General features: G+C 73.7%; 18 protein-coding genes. 7 read left to right on the forward strand and 11 right to left on the reverse strand.

Going from position 1 to position 16,607, the window contains the following annotated elements; genetic code table 11:
• Positions 1-21 precede the first annotated feature (21 nt).
• Positions 22-378 (reverse strand): hypothetical protein, encoded by a 357-nt coding sequence (locus GA0070622_RS28385; RefSeq protein WP_091581659.1) that lies wholly within the window; start codon positions 376-378, stop codon positions 22-24.
• A 3-nt stretch (positions 379-381) separates the two neighbouring features.
• Entirely contained in the window at positions 382-795 is a 414-nt protein-coding gene (locus tag GA0070622_RS28390) for a YbaB/EbfC family nucleoid-associated protein (protein ID WP_091581663.1), read from the reverse strand.
• A 78-nt stretch (positions 796-873) separates the two neighbouring features.
• Between GA0070622_RS28390 and GA0070622_RS28395 the strand changes: the two genes are divergently transcribed.
• On the forward strand, positions 874-2,109 hold the full coding sequence (locus GA0070622_RS28395; RefSeq protein WP_091581668.1) for an SUKH-3 domain-containing protein: 1,236 nt from the start codon (positions 874-876) through the stop codon (positions 2,107-2,109).
• Positions 2,110-2,115: 6 nt separating this feature from the next.
• Here GA0070622_RS28395 and GA0070622_RS28400 read toward each other — a convergent pair whose 3' ends face one another.
• Positions 2,116-3,555: an aldehyde dehydrogenase family protein gene (locus GA0070622_RS28400; protein ID WP_091581672.1), complete on the reverse strand. Its 1,440-nt coding sequence runs from the start codon at positions 3,553-3,555 to the stop codon at positions 2,116-2,118.
• A gap of 143 nt (positions 3,556-3,698) precedes the next feature.
• Between GA0070622_RS28400 and GA0070622_RS28405 the strand changes: the two genes are divergently transcribed.
• Together GA0070622_RS28405 and gabT are read left to right on the forward strand one after the other, a co-directional pair.
• A complete protein-coding gene (locus tag GA0070622_RS28405) occupies positions 3,699-5,135 on the forward strand; it encodes a gamma-aminobutyraldehyde dehydrogenase (RefSeq protein WP_091581674.1) in 1,437 nt (478 codons plus the stop codon).
• 5 nt (positions 5,136-5,140) lie between these two features.
• Positions 5,141-6,412 (forward strand): 4-aminobutyrate--2-oxoglutarate transaminase, encoded by a 1,272-nt coding sequence (gabT, locus tag GA0070622_RS28410; RefSeq protein ID WP_091581677.1) that lies wholly within the window; start codon positions 5,141-5,143, stop codon positions 6,410-6,412.
• Between the two features lie 73 nt (positions 6,413-6,485).
• Here gabT and GA0070622_RS28415 read toward each other — a convergent pair whose 3' ends face one another.
• The 6 genes from GA0070622_RS28415 to GA0070622_RS28440 all read right to left on the reverse strand — a co-directional run bounded on the left by GA0070622_RS28415 (position 6,486) and on the right by GA0070622_RS28440 (position 11,885).
• On the reverse strand, positions 6,486-7,151 hold the full coding sequence (locus GA0070622_RS28415; protein ID WP_091581682.1) for an RlpA-like double-psi beta-barrel domain-containing protein: 666 nt from the start codon (positions 7,149-7,151) through the stop codon (positions 6,486-6,488).
• 75 nt (positions 7,152-7,226) lie between these two features.
• On the reverse strand, positions 7,227-7,862 hold the full coding sequence (locus GA0070622_RS28420; protein WP_091581686.1) for a M15 family metallopeptidase: 636 nt from the start codon (positions 7,860-7,862) through the stop codon (positions 7,227-7,229).
• Positions 7,859-8,992 (reverse strand): D-alanine--D-alanine ligase family protein, encoded by a 1,134-nt coding sequence (locus tag GA0070622_RS28425; protein WP_091581691.1) that lies wholly within the window; start codon positions 8,990-8,992, stop codon positions 7,859-7,861. The genes GA0070622_RS28420 and GA0070622_RS28425 overlap by 4 nt, the downstream gene beginning before the upstream one ends.
• Complete coding sequence (locus GA0070622_RS28430) at positions 8,989-10,065, reverse strand: threonine ammonia-lyase (protein ID WP_091581695.1); 1,077 nt, start codon at positions 10,063-10,065, stop codon at positions 8,989-8,991. The genes GA0070622_RS28425 and GA0070622_RS28430 overlap by 4 nt, the downstream gene beginning before the upstream one ends.
• 105 nt (positions 10,066-10,170) lie before the next feature.
• Positions 10,171-11,223, reverse strand: a complete 1,053-nt coding sequence (locus GA0070622_RS28435; RefSeq protein ID WP_091581699.1) for a sensor histidine kinase — start codon at positions 11,221-11,223, stop codon at positions 10,171-10,173.
• Complete coding sequence (locus GA0070622_RS28440; RefSeq protein ID WP_091581703.1) at positions 11,220-11,885, reverse strand: response regulator transcription factor; 666 nt, start codon at positions 11,883-11,885, stop codon at positions 11,220-11,222. The genes GA0070622_RS28435 and GA0070622_RS28440 overlap by 4 nt, the downstream gene beginning before the upstream one ends.
• A gap of 272 nt (positions 11,886-12,157) precedes the next feature.
• On the opposite strand from GA0070622_RS28440, the gene GA0070622_RS28445 reads away from it, so the two are divergent.
• The 4 genes from GA0070622_RS28445 (at position 12,158) to GA0070622_RS28460 (ending at position 15,883) form a co-directional block, all read left to right on the forward strand.
• Positions 12,158-13,441, forward strand: a complete 1,284-nt coding sequence (locus tag GA0070622_RS28445; RefSeq protein WP_091581706.1) for a helix-turn-helix domain-containing protein — start codon at positions 12,158-12,160, stop codon at positions 13,439-13,441.
• Between the two features lie 39 nt (positions 13,442-13,480).
• The gene (adh, locus tag GA0070622_RS28450) at positions 13,481-14,986 is read left to right on the forward strand and encodes an aldehyde dehydrogenase (RefSeq protein WP_091581710.1); all 1,506 of its coding nucleotides are present in this window, start codon (positions 13,481-13,483) and stop codon (positions 14,984-14,986) included.
• Positions 14,986-15,333, forward strand: a complete 348-nt coding sequence (locus tag GA0070622_RS28455; protein WP_091581713.1) for a DUF779 domain-containing protein — start codon at positions 14,986-14,988, stop codon at positions 15,331-15,333. Before adh ends, GA0070622_RS28455 begins: the two co-directional genes overlap by 1 nt.
• 100 nt (positions 15,334-15,433) lie before the next feature.
• Complete coding sequence (locus GA0070622_RS28460) at positions 15,434-15,883, forward strand: hypothetical protein (RefSeq protein ID WP_091581718.1); 450 nt, start codon at positions 15,434-15,436, stop codon at positions 15,881-15,883.
• Between the two features lie 17 nt (positions 15,884-15,900).
• Here GA0070622_RS28460 and GA0070622_RS28465 read toward each other — a convergent pair whose 3' ends face one another.
• Both GA0070622_RS28465 and GA0070622_RS28470 read right to left on the reverse strand, forming a co-directional pair.
• The gene (locus tag GA0070622_RS28465) at positions 15,901-16,212 is read right to left on the reverse strand and encodes a helix-turn-helix domain-containing protein (RefSeq protein ID WP_013284175.1); all 312 of its coding nucleotides are present in this window, start codon (positions 16,210-16,212) and stop codon (positions 15,901-15,903) included.
• Complete coding sequence (locus GA0070622_RS28470) at positions 16,209-16,601, reverse strand: type II toxin-antitoxin system RelE/ParE family toxin (protein WP_245666887.1); 393 nt, start codon at positions 16,599-16,601, stop codon at positions 16,209-16,211. Before GA0070622_RS28470 ends, GA0070622_RS28465 begins: the two co-directional genes overlap by 4 nt.
• Positions 16,602-16,607 lie beyond the last annotated feature (6 nt).

The following is a 16,607-nucleotide window of genomic DNA, read 5'->3' on the forward strand; positions in this document are numbered from 1 at the left end:
CACGCGCGGATCCTCCGGTGGTCAGCGCCAGGGCCGGTGCGGGTCGTGCCTCTGGTGCGGGATCTTGCCGAGGTCACGGGCATTGCTCAGGTCTGTCTCCACGGTGGCGGCGACCGAGCGCACCACGTCCGACCCGATCCCTTCGAGTGACCGGCCGAGAAGCTCCCACGCGCGCAGCAGCGTCTCGGCGTAGCGCTGGTAGTGCTTGTCGAAAGCGGCGCCGATGTCGTCCCGCCCCCACGGCCGTTGGGCACTCGCCGCGGCGATCGGGTCGCCGGTCTCCCGGCGGGCCCCGGCCACGGCCTTGCCGGCGAGGCTCAGGTCGGCACCACCGCGACGGGCCCGGTCCGGGTCCAGCCAGATCTCTCCCCCGGCCACCGGTCAGTCCCCACGCGACAGCACGGTGTCGGCCCGGCCGAGCAGCGCACCGAAGTCGTGGGTGTGGAGGAACTCGACCGACGGCGAACCGGGCGGCAGGTAGCGGGCGACCAGCTCGCGGGTGGCGCTGGTCGCGGACGCGGACGCCCGCAGTACCGTTTCAGTGATCTTGCGGCTCAGGGCTCGGGCATCCCGGTCGTGGAACACCGCGGGGCTCACCTCGACGCTGATCAGCTCGCCTCGCGCCCCCACCACCGCGGTGACCCGACCGTCGTCGGAGCGTTCGGTCACCCGCAACTCGGCCAGTTTGGACTGAAGTTCCTCCAGACCGGACCGGAGTCGCTGGTATTGGCCGTACACCTCGTCGAAGCGCGTGCGCAGCGCACGGTTCGCATCCCGGTCCGCACTCTCAGCCACCGCCGAATCCCTTCCGTCACCGTGGGTAGGGCCGACCATACCGGGTGCCACGAAATCCGTGGGGTCCGGTAATTTCAGGTGGTGATCGAGCGACAGCAGGCCGAGCAGATCGCCTCCGTGTGGGCCCGGCGTGACTCCGACCGCCTGGGCTTCCCCTGCACTCCGGTGGTCGAGGAGTTCGACCTGGGTTACGTCGTGCTCTCCACCGTGTCCACCGACGCCCGGGCCCTGCCCGGCGACCTGCCGACCACGGTCATCGACAAGGAGACCGGCGAGGTGTCCACCTGGCCCCGGATCCCGGCGGTCGCGGTCGAGCAGATGTACCGGCAACGCCGGCCGGCCGAGCCCCGCGCTCCCCGCACCGTCGACCCGGCCGCGCAACTGCTCCGCGAACTGGTCCGGCTGCCCACACCGGGAGCGGCGGCGCACCTCACGCTGGACGGCCGGCTGCACGTCGCGCAGGGCGCGAAGGGCGACGTCGAACTGCGGCACCATCCGCTCGTGCGGGCCTACCTGGACGAACTGCCCCCGGGCCACCTGGTGCGCGGCGGGGAGCGGCACGCCGAGATGATCGTCGTCTCCGACGCGCTGCACGACCATGACCACCGCCGCGCCGCCGACGGGCTTCCGCCCCTGACCATCGACGAGGCCCGCGAGCTTCTCGGCACCGGCCGGATCGAGTTCTATCGCAGCCGCGAGCCGGGTGACCCCACGGGTGGTCGCGCCGATCTGCCATGCGACTCCTGCGTCCGGTTCCTGGTCCGATTCGCGGTCCTACCCTGGTCCGACCTCGCGTTCGTCGAGGAGTGGCGCCCGGAGCCGCAGGAGCACATCGCCCCGGGGCGGTTCCCGGACGAGGTGGCGGACGCCCTCCTCGACGGCGGGTGGCAGATCAGCATGTTCAACGAGGCCCTCGCCATGGGTGCGATCGCGGAGACCGCGGAAGTCGCGGGTCAGCGCCACCGCCACGAGGCCTTCCGGGCCGCCCACGAGGCGCTCACCGCGTTCCCGGCCGTCCTCAGCCGACGGCGAGGGCCCGGCGAAGAGGCGTGGATCAGCCGGTTCACGACAAATCCGCTGCGTGCCGCCCACACCGCCGACACCCTCGCCGACTTCGGCGCGGTCCTCGGCGCCCGTCTCTTCCCCCTCGGCAGCGAACGCCAGGAGAGCATCCTCGCCGTCGACGAGCACGGCCGGGTCTTCGCCCTGGACCAGGCCGGCGAGTGGTTCCTCGGCGCGGACGTCGACGCCGCTCTCACCACCCTGCTGCTCGGCCGCGCCGCCCCCCGCGTCCGCGACGACGGCACCTGGTGACCGGTCCTACAACTCGACCCCGGTGAGCACCGTGACGCGCTGCTCGGTGTAGTCCTCCATGGCGCTGCGCAGCCCCTCCCGCCCGACCCCGGAGCCCTTCACGCCCCCGTACGGCATCTGGTCGGCCCGGTAGGACGGCACGTCGCCGATGATCACGCCGCCGACCTCCAGCGTCCGGGCGGCGGTGAACGCCACGTCCATCCGGTGGGTGAACACGCCGGCCTGGAGCCCGTACGCGGAGTCGTTGACCGCGGCGAACGCGGCCCCGTCGTCAGCGACCGGGGTGACCACCAGCACCGGCCCGAACACCTCCTCGGCGCAGACCTTCGCGTCGGCGGGCACGCCGCTGAGCACCGTCGGCGGATAGGTGGCGCCGTCGCGCCGGCCGCCCACCTCGATGGTGGCCCCGGCGGCGACCGCCTCGTCCACCCACGCCTCGACGCGCTGCGCCGCCTCGACGGACACCAGCGGGCCGACGTCGGTCGCCTCGGCGCGGGGGTCGCCGGTGCGCAACTCCTCGACGGCGGCGACGAGCCGGGGCAGGAAACTGTCGTAGAGCCATTCGTGCACGTAGACGCGCTGCACCGCGATGCACGACTGCCCGGCCTGGTAGTTGGAGAACGTGGCGATCCGGTGGGCGGCGAAGGTCAGGTCCTCGTCCGCCGACCAGTCCTCGCAGATGACCGCGGCGGCGTTGCCGCCCAGTTCCAGGGTGACGTGCTTGTCCGGGGCGGCGCGGCGGATCGCGGCGCCGACCGGCCCGGAGCCGGTGAACGAGACCACCGGCAGCCGGGGGTCGGCGACCAGGTCGGCGGCGCGCTCGTTGGGCAGCGGCAGCACCGAGAACATGCCCTCGGGCAGGTCGGTCTCGGCCAGGATCTCGCCGAGCAGCAACGCGGTGAGCGGGGTGGCCGGGGCCGGTTTGACGACGATCGGGGCGCCGACGGCGAGCGCCGGGGCGACCTTGTGGGCGACCAGGTTGAGCGGGAAGTTGAACGGGGTGATGCCGAGCACCGGTCCGCGCGGCGCGCGCCGGATCAGGGCGATCCGCCCGGTGGCGGCGGGGTCGGTGTCGAGGCGTTGCAGCTCGCCGGAGAAGCGTCGGGCCTCCTCGGCGGCCCAGCGGAACGTGGAGATCGCGCGCCCCACCTCCGCCTTCGCCCACTTGACCGGCTTGCCGTTCTCGGCGGTGATCAGCGCGGCGACCTCGTCGGCCCGTTCGGCGAGCCGGCGGGACACGTGGTCCAGGGCGGCGGCGCGGGTGTGCGCGGGCAGAGCCGCGGCCTGCGCGGCAACCCGGGCGGCGCCCGCGACGGCGGCCTCGACCTGGTCGGCCGTGGCGAGAGTGGTACGCCCCACCGGCTGCCCGTCGTACGGGTGGGTGACGGTCAACTCCTGCTCGCCGTGGGCGGGGCGGCCGGCGACATAGAAGGCTCTCGGCTCCACGCTCGGCAGCGTAGACCACGGACGCCCGCGCGGAAACAGTTGCTCAAACCCTTGTCTGCCTCGGATTCAGTAGCCAAGATGGCAGTCAGATAGCGATAACCTCCGCTGACCCTCCTCCCGGCCACCCCTCTCGGAGACTTCTGATGAGCGACCAGCAGCAGCTGCGCAACTTCGTCAACGGCGAGTACGTCGACCCGGTGGACGGCGGCTACGCCGACCTGATCGACCCGTGCACCGGCGAGGTCTTCGCCCAGGCGCCGGTGTCCGGGGCGGCGGACGTGGACGCGGCGATGAAGGCCGCCTCCGCCGCGTTCGAGACCTGGCGGGACGCCACGCCGGCCGAGCGGCAGCGGGCGCTGCTCAAGTTCGCCGACGCGGTGGAGTCCCGGGCCGCCGAGCTGGTCGACGCCGAGGTCCGCAACACCGGCAAGCCCCGGCAGCTCACCGCCGACGAGGAGCTGCCGCCGGCCGTGGACGAGCTGCGCTTCTTCGCGGGGGCGGCCCGCCTGCTGGAGGGGCGTTCGGCCGGCGAGTACCTGGCCGGGCACACCTCGTACGTGCGGCGCGAGCCGATCGGCGTCTGCGCCCAGGTGACACCCTGGAACTACCCGCTGATGATGGCGGTCTGGAAGATCGCCCCGGCGCTGGCGGCCGGTAACGCGGTGGTGCTGAAGCCGTCGGACACCACGCCGGTGTCGACGCTGCTGCTGGCCGAGATCGCCGCCGAGCACCTGCCCCCGGGTGTGTTCAACGTGGTCTGCGGTGACCGCGACACCGGCCGTACCCTGGTCTCCCACCCGACCCCGCAGCTCGTGTCGATCACCGGCTCGACCCGCGCGGGCATGGAGGTCGCCGCCGCGGCGGCGCCGGACCTCAAGCGGACCCACCTGGAGCTGGGAGGCAAGGCCCCGGTGGTGATCTTCGACGACGCGGACGTGGCGGCGGCGGCCGAGGCGATCGCGGTGGGCGGCTACTTCAACGCCGGTCAGGACTGCACGGCGGCGACCCGCGTGCTCACCGGGCCGGGCATCCACGAGGACTTCGTGGCGGCGCTGACCGAGCAGGCCCGCAACACCCGCACCGGCGCGCCGGACGACGCCGACGTGCTCTACGGCCCGCTGAACAACGCCAACCAGCTCGCCCGGGTGAGCGGCTTCGTGGACCGGCTGCCGGACCACGCGAACGTCACCACCGGCGGGTCCCGGGTCGGCGATCGCGGCTTCTTCTACGCCCCGACCGTGGTCTCCGGCGTCCGCCAGGCCGACGAGATCATCCAGGACGAGGTGTTCGGTCCGGTGATCACCGTGCAACGGTTCTCCGACGAGGACGAGGCGGTGCGCTGGGCCAACGGCGTGGACTACGGCCTGTCCGCCTCGGTGTGGACGCGCGACCACGGCCGGGCCATGCGGATGACGCGGCGGCTGGACTTCGGCTGCGTCTGGGTGAACACGCACATCCCGTTCGTCTCGGAGATGCCGCACGGCGGCTTCAAGCACTCCGGCCACGGCAAGGACCTGTCGGTCTACAGCCTGGAGGACTACACCCGGGTCAAGCACGTCATGCACCACATCGAGGGCTGATCCCGATGGACACCAGCGAAGAGTTGCACAAGCGCCGGGTCGGGGCCGTGGCGCGGGGCGTGGGCAGCACGATCGCCGCCTACGTGGACCGGGCGGGCGGCGGCACGATCACGGACGTGGACGGCCGGGAGTGGATCGACTTCGCCGCCGGCATCGCGGTCACCAACGTGGGCAACTCCGCCCCGAGGGTGGTCGAGGCGGTTCGGGCCCAGGTGGAGCGGTTCACCCACACCTGCTTCATGGTCGCGCCCTACGAGTCGTACGTGGCGGTGTGCGAGCAGCTCAACGCGCTGACCCCGGGCGGCTTCGAGAAGCGCTCGGCGTTGTTCAACTCCGGCGCCGAGGCGGTGGAGAACGCGGTGAAGATCGCCCGGCACGCCACCGGCCGGCCCGCGGTGGTGGTGTTCGACCACGCCTACCACGGCCGGACCAACCTGACCATGGCGCTGACCGCGAAGAACATGCCGTACAAGCACCGGTTCGGGCCGTTCGCCGGTGAGGTCTACCGGGTGCCGATGTCGTATCCGCTGCGCGACGGCGGGCTGGACGGGGCCACCGCCGCGGCCCGGTCGATCGAGATGATCGAGAAACAGGTGGGCGCGGAGAACGTGGCCGCGCTGCTGATCGAGCCGATCCAGGGCGAGGGCGGTTTCGTCGTACCCGCCGAGGGTTTCCTGCCGGCGCTGCGCGAGTGGGCGACGGCGGCCGGGGTGGTGTTCGTCGCCGACGAGATCCAGACCGGTTTCTGCCGCACCGGCGACTGGTTCGCCTGTGCGCACGAGGGCGTCGAGCCGGACCTGGTCACGCTGGCCAAGGGCATCGCCGGCGGCCTGCCGCTGGCGGCGGTGACCGGGCGGGCCGAGCTGATGGACGCGGTGCACGTCGGCGGCCTCGGCGGCACGTACGGCGGCAACCCGATCGCCTGCGCCGCCGCGCTGGCGGCGATGGAGACCATGCGGGAGCTGGACCTGGCCGCCGCCGCCCGGCGGATCGGCGCGGTGATGGGTGAGCGGCTGCGCGCGATCGCCGACCGGGATCCGCGCGTCGCCGAGGTACGTGGTCGGGGCGCGATGCTGGCCGTGGAGATCGTCGTTCCGGGCACGTTGACGCCGGACCCGGCCGCCACGGCGGCGGTATCGGCGGCCTGCCACGCGGCCGGGCTGCTCACGTTGACCTGCGGCACCTACGGCAACGTGCTGCGCTTCCTGCCGCCGCTGGTCATCTCCGACGACGAGTTGGCCCGGGGTCTCGACATCCTCGACGCCGCGTTCGGCTGACCGGTCGGCCCTGATCGTGGCGCACCACGGGCGCGGGTCCCCCCAGGTTCGCCCGTGGTGCTCCACCCCGTCCTCAGCGCAGCAGTTGGACCGTGTTGCGGCGGACCAGGTTCTTGCCCGGCTCGCGGATCGCGTCCATGGCGGCGGCGTTGAGCAGCACGCAACTGCCCGACGGCCCGGTCACCGCCACGGTCACCACCTTGCCGTTGTCCAGGTTTGTCACCCGCAGCCGGGTGCCGACCGGGAACTGGCCGCTGGTGGCGGCCGGCGCCCCGCCCTCCGCGGAGAACGTGATCGACCCGGTGCAGACGCTGCCGCCGATCGGCTGGGCGCTGCCCGGACGGGTCTCGCCCGGCTGCGCGCCGCCGCCGGGCGCCGGCGCGGCGACGCCGTCGAGACGCTCCACCACGTTGCGCCGGACGACGTTCTTGCCCGGTTCCCGGACCAGGTCCATGGCGGCGGCGTTGAGCAGCACGCAACTGCCCGACGGCCCGGTCACGGTCACCGTCGCCACCTTGTTGTTGTCCAGGTTGGTGACCCGCAGCCGGGTGCCCACCGGGAACCGGTCGCTGGTCGCCGCCGGCGCCCCGCCCTCGGCCGAGAAGGTCACCGACCCGGCGCAGACCGACCGTGCGGCCGGCGCGGTCTCCGCGAAACCCATTCCGGTGCCCACCGAGACGACCACGCTCGCGGCCACCGCCACGGTCGCCGCCAACACGTGCTTGCGCTGCACCCTCACGTTCTCTCCCGTCGTCGGTGTCGTTCGACAGATGGTACGGACGGGAGCGGCCAACCGTTCAGCGACGACCGGGAATCACAGCGGACCGTAACGGGTGTGCGACTCTCCGGCGAGAAGCGCCCAGTACCGGTCGCCGTAGGACCAGTGCCACCACTCGGTCGGATAGTTCACCAACCCCGCGCCACTCAACGCGGACACCAGGATCCGCCGGTTGCGCCACGCGGTGACCGGGATGTGCCGGGCCGCGGTGAAGCAGGCGTCCGCGCTCTCCTCCGGCGTCGCGTCCAGGGCCGTGCCCATCGCCACCTCGACCCCGTCGGCGTCGCAGAGCGTCAGGTCCACCGCGCCGCCGGTGCTGTGCGGGGCCACCTCGACCGGCGAGACGAACTTGGTGGTCTCCCGGTGCAGCCGCTCGGCCGACCAGTCCGGGTGCCGCCGACGCAACTCGTCCCGGTAGCCGGTGAAGATGTCGAGCTGCGCCCGGTACGGCCGGTAGCCCTCGACCACGAGCAGGCGCAGGCCGGGCGGCAGCGCCCGCTGCGCGGCCAGCAGCCGGTCCGCGACCCCGCGCCGCACCCGCGCGTACGCCCCGGCGGGGTCGGCGGCCCGCCCGTCCACCCGCAGCTCCGGCACCTCCCGAAGGTCGACCAGGGGTTCGCCGTCGTCCCGGCTGGACACCGCGGCGACCCGGGGGTCGGAGAGCAGGATCACGGCGTACCCCCCGGGTGCGCGCCGGACGGCCGGGCCGCGTGGCGGGTGAAGGCGAGCGCGACCAGCCGGTCCACCACCTCCGGGTACGCCACGCCGGACGCGGCCCACACCTTCGGGTACATCGAGTGCGCGGTGAAGCCGGGCAGCGTGTTCAGCTCGTTGACGAACAGGTCGCCGGTGGCCTCGTCGTAGAGGAAGTCGACCCGGGCCAGACCCCAGCCGCCGATCGCGGCGAACGCCCGCACGGACAGCTCCCGGATCCGCTCGGTGACCTCGTCGGGCAGCGACGCCGGGACGATCATCGGGTCGGCGTCGCCGAAGTACTTCTGCCGGTAGTCGAACCAGCCGCCCGCGACCCGCACCTCGCCGACCGCCGACGCCTCCGGCCGCCAGCCGCCGAGCACGCCGCACTCCAGCTCCCGGCCGGTCACCCCCTGCTCGACCAGCACCACGTGGTCGTGCCGGAACGCCTCCTCGACGGCTGCCGCCAGGTCGCCGCGCTCGGCGACCCGGGAGATACCGATCGAGGAGCCCATCCGGGCCGGCTTGACGAACAGCGGCCGGCGCAGCCCGACCACCAGCTTCTCCGGGTCCTCCGCCGCCCGCCAGGTGGGCTCGTCGAACCAGACGTGCGGGGTGGTCGGCACGCCCTCGGCCCGCAGCGCCCGCTTCATCGCCACCTTGTCCATGCCGACGGCGGAGGCGAGGATGCCGCACCCGACGTACGGCACGCCGAGCGACTCGAGCAGGCCCTGCACCACGCCGTCCTCGCCGTACGGGCCGTGCAGCACCGGGAAGACCACGTCCAGCTCGGCGTGCGTGGTGGCGGGGGCATCGGCGGCGGTGACCGCGACCGTGCCGGCGGCCGAGCCGCGCCGCAGCTCCACCGCCGGCCCGGTCACCGGCAGGCGGTCGTCGATCGCCCGGCCGGCGGCGACGGTCGTGAGGTGTCGGGTCAGCGCCGGCTCCGGCACCATCCGCAGCCCGCCGGTGCGGGTGATGCCGAGCGCGACCACGTGGTGGCCCCGTTCGGCCAGGGCCCGGGCCACGCCGAGCGCCGAGGCGCAGGAGACCTCGTGCTCGGCCGACGGCCCGCCGAACAGCACACCGATCCGCGATGTCGTCCTCATGCCGCCGCTCCCGCCGTCGTCCGGTCGCCCGCCAGCCGGGCCACCAGGTCCGCTTCCACGTTTCCGCCGGTCAGCACCACGCCGACCGTCCTTCGTCGCCCGCCACCAGAAGGCCACGGCGTCCCACCGCCGCCGGGACCGGCCGCCGTGCCCGCCCCGCCGCCGGGACCGGCCGGCTCGCCCAGCCGCAGCGCGCCGGCCAGCGCGGCGGCGCCGGACGGCTCGACGAGCACCTTCAAATCCAGCAGGAGCAGCCGGAACGCCTCCCCGATCGCGTCGTCGTCGACCCGGACCACCCCGCGCACGCCGGTGCGGGCCACCGCGAACGGCAGGTCACCGACGCAGCCGGGACGGAGTCCGTCGGCCAGGCTCGGCGCCGGGGCCACCGGTGTGGGCCGTCCGGCGGCCAGGCTGCGCGCCAGCGAGTCGCACCCGACCGGCTCCACGCCGTACACCTCGATCGGGGTTCCGGCCGCCGCCAAGCAGGCGCCGGCGATGCCGCCGCCCCCGCCCACCGGCACCACGAGCGCGTCCAGCGGTGTGCCGCGCCGCGCCGCCTCCTCGATCAGTTCCAGGCTCGCGCTGCCCTGCCCGGCCACCACGTCCGGGTGGTCGTACGCGTCGACCAGCGGGTGGCCCTCCACCTCGGCGATCCGCCGCGCCACGGCCAGGCGCTCCTCGACGGTGGTGCCGGCGCGGACCACCCGGGCGCCGGCCGCCCGCGCCCGGTCCACCTTGACCGGCGCGGCGTCCACCGGCAGCACCACGGTGGCGGCCAGCCCGTGCCGGCGCGCGGCCAGCGCCACCGCGACCGCGTGGTTGCCGGTGCTCTGCGCGACCACTCCGGTGTGCCCGGCGTCGGCGAGCCGGCCCACCGCCAGCATCGCGCCGCGCATCTTGTACGAGCCGCCGTCCTGGAGGTTCTCCGCCTTGAGCAGGATGCGGGCGCCGGCCAGGCGGTCGATCGCCGGGCTGTGCAGCACCGGGGTGCGCACCACCCGGCCGGCCAGCCGGCGGGCGGCCTCCTCGACGTCGGCCCGGGCCGGCAGCGCCGGCCCGTGTGTTCGGGACATGGTTCCTCCTTGTCGGATCGGGTGCGGCGGCGTCGCCGGGGCCCGTTCGGGCAGGTGGCATCGCGGGACGCCGCGACGGCGGGTCCCGTGGTGCGGGGAGGGGCGTCAGCGCACGGTGGGCAGGTGGACGTCGACCCGCAGGCCGCCGTCCTCGCCCGGGCGGGCGGCGATGAGGCCGCCGTGCGCCTGGGTGATGGAGCGGGCGATGGCCAGGCCGAGCCCGGCGCCGCCGCCCTGGTTGGTGCGGTCCCGGGCGAGGCGCCGGAACGGCTCGAACAGCCCGGCGACCGCCTCGCCGGGGACGGCCTGCCCGCTGTTGGTGACGGTCAGCGCCGGGTCGCCGCCGACGGCGACGACGAGCCGTCCGCCCTCGCGGTTGTACTTGATGCCGTTCTCCACCAGGTTCGTGACCAGGCGTTCCAGCAGTACCCGCTCGCCGGTCACGATCCGGGGCGACAGTCGGCTCTCCACTGTCACGCCCGCTTCGGCCGCCCGGTCGGCGTACGCGGCCAGCACGGCGGCGACGACCTCGTCGAGGCGCTGCGGGGTGGAGGACCGCAGGCCCTGGTCGCTCTCGCTGAGCGCGAGCAGCCCTTCGATCAGCCGCTCGTTGCGCTCGTTGGTGGCCAGCAGTTGCGCGGTCAGCAGGTCCAGCTGCTCACCGCTGAGCGACCGGGCCATGCCGACCTCGATCAGCGTGCGCTGCACCGCCAGCGGCGTCCGCAGCTCGTGCGAGGCGTTGGCGGCGAACCGTCGCTGCCCCTCGTAGCCGGCGGTGACCCGGTCCATCATGTCGTCGATGGCACGGGTGAGCCGGGCCAGCTCGTCCCGCCCGCCCCGCCGGATCCGGTAGCCGAGGTTCTGCGGTCCCAGGTTCGCGATCGGGTCGGCCAGGTCGCGCACCGGGCGCAGGCACCAGCGGGCCCCGACCCACACCCCGACACCGGCGGTGACCAGCACCAGCAGTTCGGTGAGCGTCGGGAGCAGCGGGACGAACGGCCGTCCCGGTTCGCACACCGCGCCGATCGTGGCCAGCCCGCAGAACTGCTGGGCCCGCCACCACACCAGTTCGAGCAGCCACTTGACCAGGTTGGGCAGCAGGAACCCGGCGAGCAGGGCGAGCACCCCGACCAGCAGGATGCGGCGGCGGGGGCTCACGCCGGCTCACCGATCCGGTAGCCGGCCCTGGGCACGGTGTGCAGGACGGACGGCTGGCCGAGCTTCTTGCGCAGCGTCATGACGGTGACCCGGACCGCGTTGGTGAACGGGTCGGCGAACTCGTCCCAGGCCTGTTCGAGCAGGTCCTCGGTGCTGACCACCCGCCCGCCGGCACGCAGCAGCACGTGCAGGACGGCGAACTCCTTGGGGCTCAGGCCGAGCGGGCGGCCGTCCCGGGTGGCCGTGTGCGCGGCCACGTCGAGCACCACGCCGTGCCGTTCCAGCACCGGCGGCACCGCCGGGGTGGACCGCCGGCCCAGGGCCTGCACCCGCGCCACCAGCTCGGCGAACGCGAACGGCTTGGTGAGGTAGTCGTCCGCGCCCAGCCCGAGGCCGGCCACCCGGTCCCGGATGCCGGCGGCGGCGGTGAGCAGCAGCACCCGGGTGCCGGCATCCGACCCGGCCAGGCTCCGGCACACCTCGTCGCCGGTGGCGCCGGGCATGTCCCGGTCCAGCACCGCCACGTCGTAGCGGTTGACGCCGATCCGCTCCAGCGCGCCGTCGCCGTCGTAACAGACGTCGACCGCCATGGAGAACCGCCGCAGCCCCTCGGCGACCGTGTCCGCCAACAGCCGCTCGTCGTCCGCCACCAGCACCCGCACCGTTGTCCGCTCCCCGTGTCTTCCCTGGTCGTCCCGCACACGGTCGCAGGTCGGAGATAAGGGTTCCGTAAGCGGCCGCCGCAGCCATCTTCCTCAGCGGCGGAACGCCGACAACCGGGTCCGGGACGTCCGCGTGCCGTCTGGGGCGTTCGTCCGGACGGCAGGGCCCCCGGCGGGCCGAGGAGTGACCCGGATCACGTCCGGCGCTCGATCCGCTCCACCCTTGGCGGTCGGGGGTGACGTGGGTCACGATGGGTGGGAGGAGGTCGGTGGTGACTGACCCGTGGCTCGCCCTGGAGTTCGGCGCGGATCCGGCGGAGCGGATCGCGCAGGTCGGTGCCGCCCACGAGGCGTTCCTCACCGCCGGCACCGCGACCGGCCGGGTCCGCGACGTGGTGCGTCGGTCCTGGGAGCGCTCCGCGCGGCTCGACCCGGAGGCCACCGCGCCGGTCGACCTCACCGACGACGCGTTGGAGAGCTACCGGGCGGCGCACCCGCTGGCCCGGGTGCTGCCGCTCTTCCGCGACCTGCTCGGCGGCATCGCGCAGGACGGCGCCCACCTGATGGCGGTCTGCGACGCCGGCGGCCGGCTGCTCTGGGTGGAGGGGCACCCGGGCGTGCTCCGGCACGCCGAGCGGATGAACTTCGTGCCGGGCGCCCGCTGGGACGAGGCACACGTCGGCACCAACGCGCCGGGCACCGCGCTCGCCGTCGACCACAGCGTGCAGATCTTCGCCACCGAGCACTTCGTCCGGCCGGTGCAGCGCTGGACCTGCGCCGCCGCCCCGATCCACGATCCGGCCACCGGCCTGCTGCTCGGCGCCGTCGACATCACCGGCGGCGACCACCTGGCCAACCCGCAGAGCCTCGCGCTGGTCCGGGCCACCGCCCGGGCCGCCGAGGCGTTCCTGGCCGCCGCCGCCCCCGCCGCGCCGGACGTGCCGCACGTGGCCGCGCTCGGTCGGGACGAGGCGGAGCTGCGCGTCGGCGGCCGGCGCGTCCGGCTCGGCCGGCGGCACAGCGAGCTGCTGGTGCTGCTCGTCCAGCACCCCGAGGGGCGCACCGGGGAGCAGCTCGGCCTCGACCTCTACGGCGACGACCGGCTGCACCCGGTCACCCTGCGCGCCGAGCTGTCCCGGCTGCGCCGCGCGCTCGGCGACGAGCTGCTCGACTCCCGCCCCTACCGGCTGCGGGCACCCGTGCGCGCCGACTTCCGTACCGTCACCGAACTGCTGGAGGGCGGCGATCCGGCGGCGGCGCTGCGCGCGTACCCCGGGCCCCTGCTGCCCGCCTCCGACGCGCCGGGGGTGGCGCGACTGCGCCGGCTGGTCGACGGCCAGCTGCGCGCGGCGGTGCTGGCCGCCGACGACCCGGGGCTGCTCGCGGCCTGGACCGCGACCGCCGCCGGCGCCGACGACCTGGCCGCCTGGCAGGCCCTGGCCCGGGCGCTGCCGCCGGGCGCGCCCCGCCGGCCGCTCGCGGTCGCCCGGGCCCGCCAGCTCGCCGAGGAGTACGCGCTGCCGCGCGCAACGTTCCTGCAACGTCGCGGAAACTAGCCTCCCGCCATCCACCCCTGACGGACGGCGGAGGTACCCATGACGCGCTACGACGCCCCCACCCACTGGCAGTCCCGCTACGACCACTACATCGGCGGCGAGTACGTGAAGCCGCACGGTGGGAAGTACTTCGAGAACCCGACCCCGGTGACCGGGCAGACCTTCTGCGAGGTGGCCCGGGGCACCGCCGAGGACGTGGAGAAGGCGCTCGACGCGGCGCACGGCGCGGCGGACGCGTGGGGCCGCACGTCGGTGGCCGAACGGTCGTTGATCCTCAACAAGATCGCCGACCGGATGCAGGACAACCTGGAGTCCCTCGCCATCGCCGAGACGTGGGAGAACGGCAAGCCGGTACGCGAGACGCTGGCCGCCGACATCCCGCTGGCGATCGACCACTTCCGCTACTTCGCCGGTGCGATCCGGGCCCAGGAGGGCTCGCTCGGCGAGATCGACGACGACACCGTGGCCTACCACTTCCACGAGCCGCTGGGCGTGGTCGGGCAGATCATCCCGTGGAACTTCCCGATCCTCATGGCGGTCTGGAAGCTCGCCCCGGCGCTGGCCGCCGGCAACGCGGTGGTGCTCAAGCCGGCCGAGCAGACGCCCGCCTCGATCCACCACCTGCTGTCGCTGGTCGGCGACCTGCTGCCGCCGGGCGTGCTCAACGTGGTCAACGGCTTCGGCGTCGAGGCCGGCAAGCCGCTGGCGTCCTCACCCCGGGTGGCCAAGGTGGCGTTCACCGGCGAGACCACCACCGGGCGGCTGATCATGCAGTACGCCAGCGAGAACATCAAACCGGTCACGCTCGAGCTGGGCGGCAAGAGCCCGAACATCTTCTTCGACGACGTCAGCGCCGCCTCCGACGACTTCCGGGACAAGGCGCTCGAAGGCTTCACCATGTTCGCCCTCAACCAGGGCGAGGTGTGCACCTGCCCGTCCCGGGCGCTGATCCAGCAGGGCCACTACGCCGACTTCCTCGCCGCCGCCGTGGACCGGACCCGTCAGATCCGGCAGGGGCACCCGCTGGACACCGACACGATGATCGGCGCGCAGGCGTCCAACGACCAGTTGGAGAAGATCCTGTCCTACCTGGACATCGGGCGGCAGGAGGGCGCGAAGGTGCTCACCGGCGGCGAGCGGGCCGACCTGGGTGGCGAACTGTCCGGCGGCTACTACGTGCAGCCGACCATCTTCGAGGGCGACAACTCGATGCGGATCTTCCAGGAGGAGATCTTCGGCCCGGTGGTGTCGGTGACCTCCTTCGCCGACCTGGACGACGCCGTGAAGATCGCCAATGACACGCTCTACGGGCTCGGGGCCGGCGTCTGGACCCGGGACATGACCACCGCGTACCGGGCCGGACGGGCGATCCAGGCCGGCCGGGTATGGACCAACTGCTACCACGCCTACCCGGCGCACGCCGCGTTCGGCGGCTACAAGCAGTCCGGCATCGGCCGGGAGAACCACAAGATGATGCTGGAGCACTACCAGCAGACCAAGAACCTGCTGGTCAGCTACTCGCCCCAGAAGCTGGGCTTCTTCTGATGGGTGACCCGGTGACCCTGACCCCCGCGGCGGCCGACCTGATCCGGTCGCTGCGGGGGCAGCACGGTCCGCTGATGTTCCACCAGTCCGGCGGCTGCTGCGACGGCAGCGCCCCGATGTGCTACCCGGCCGGCGAGTTCCGCACCGGCGGCTCGGACGTGCTGCTCGCCGCGCTCGCCGTCGACGGCGTGCCCGAGCCGGTGGAGTTCTGGATGTCGCGGGCCCAGTGGGACCTGTGGCAGCACACCCGGCTCACTGTCGACGTGGTGCCCGGCCGGGGCAGCGGATTCTCGCTGGAGGCGCCGGAGGGGGTCCGCTTCCTCATCCGCTCCCACCTGGCCGGCTGATCTGTCCGAGATCTTGCAGCTCGCGGGCATCGCGGCGGTGGGATGCTGACGCCGTCCACATCGGAGCAGCATCCCGCCACCGCCCGACAGGAGCCCGCCCATGCCCTCGGCCCGACACGCCCTGCTCGCCGCCGGCCTCACCACGGCCGCCACCGTCGCCACGCTCGGGCTCGCGCCGGGCGCCGCGGTCGCCGCGCCCACCTCCACTCCCACCATCTCGGTCGACTGGTTCGGCACCACCGAGCCACACGCCCACACCGCCACCGTCCGGGGTCGGTTCGCCTGCGGCGCCGAGCGCGGTCTGGCCTACATCGAGGTGCACCTCAGCCAGCGGGCGCGGCGCACGTCGGTCACCGGCTTCGGGTTCGGCGTGATCGGCGCGTGCACCGAGGGCCGCACCGCCGGCACCTGGACCGCCACGATCCCCGCCGACCAGGGCAGATTCCGCCCCGGCCCCGCGACGACGATCGCACGCCTGGTCGTCGAGCCCAACTCCCTCACCGAAACCACCGAACGCGTACGCCTGCGCCCCCGCTGCGCCCGCCCCTGACCGGTCGACGGCCTCCGTCAGGCGATCTGCCGGAGGTCGTCGCCGTAGTCGAAGATGATCCGCAGCCGGGCGCCGAGGGCGTTGGCGTACCGGCTCAGCGTGGCCACCTCGTTGACGTCGAGGTCGCCGTTCTCGATCTGGCTGACCCGGCCCGGCGTGACCCCCATGATCTCGGCTACCTGCCGCTGGGTGAGCCCCAGTCGCTTGCGCTCCTCGGCCAGATGGAACGCGCTCACCCACGCGTCGGTCCGGGCACGCTCCGCCTCGTACGCCTCGTCGTCACCGCCGAGTTCGGCGCGGACCTCGTCCCAGTGATAGAACTCCGTCACGACTCCCCCCTTCGCTCGCGCTCGCTGTCGAGCCAAGCCTTGTAGGCAACCTCCGCCGCCGGAATGTGCTGCCGGTACCAGCGGGTCCAGTTGCCCGCCTTGTTGCCGGCGACCAGGAGCACCGCCTGCGACCAGGGATCGAAGACGAACAGCACCCGGATAGCCACGTCCCGGCCGGAGCGAGGCCGCAGCTCCTTCAGATTGCGGAGACTGCTTCCACGCAGCGTGTCCACGAGCGGGCGACCCAGCCCTGGCCCGACCTCGGCCAGCTTGTCCACCGCCACCCGGACGCTCTCGTAGGACGCAGGGTCGTGGTCCCGCAGGTCGCGCAGCCATTGCCGGACCTCTCCGGTGACCCGGACCGACCAGCGCTTCCCGTCCGCACCCACGCCCCG

Origin of the sequence: Micromonospora sediminicola (assembly GCF_900089585.1) — a bacterium.
GTDB classification, from domain to species: Bacteria; Actinomycetota; Actinomycetes; order Mycobacteriales; family Micromonosporaceae; genus Micromonospora; species Micromonospora sediminicola.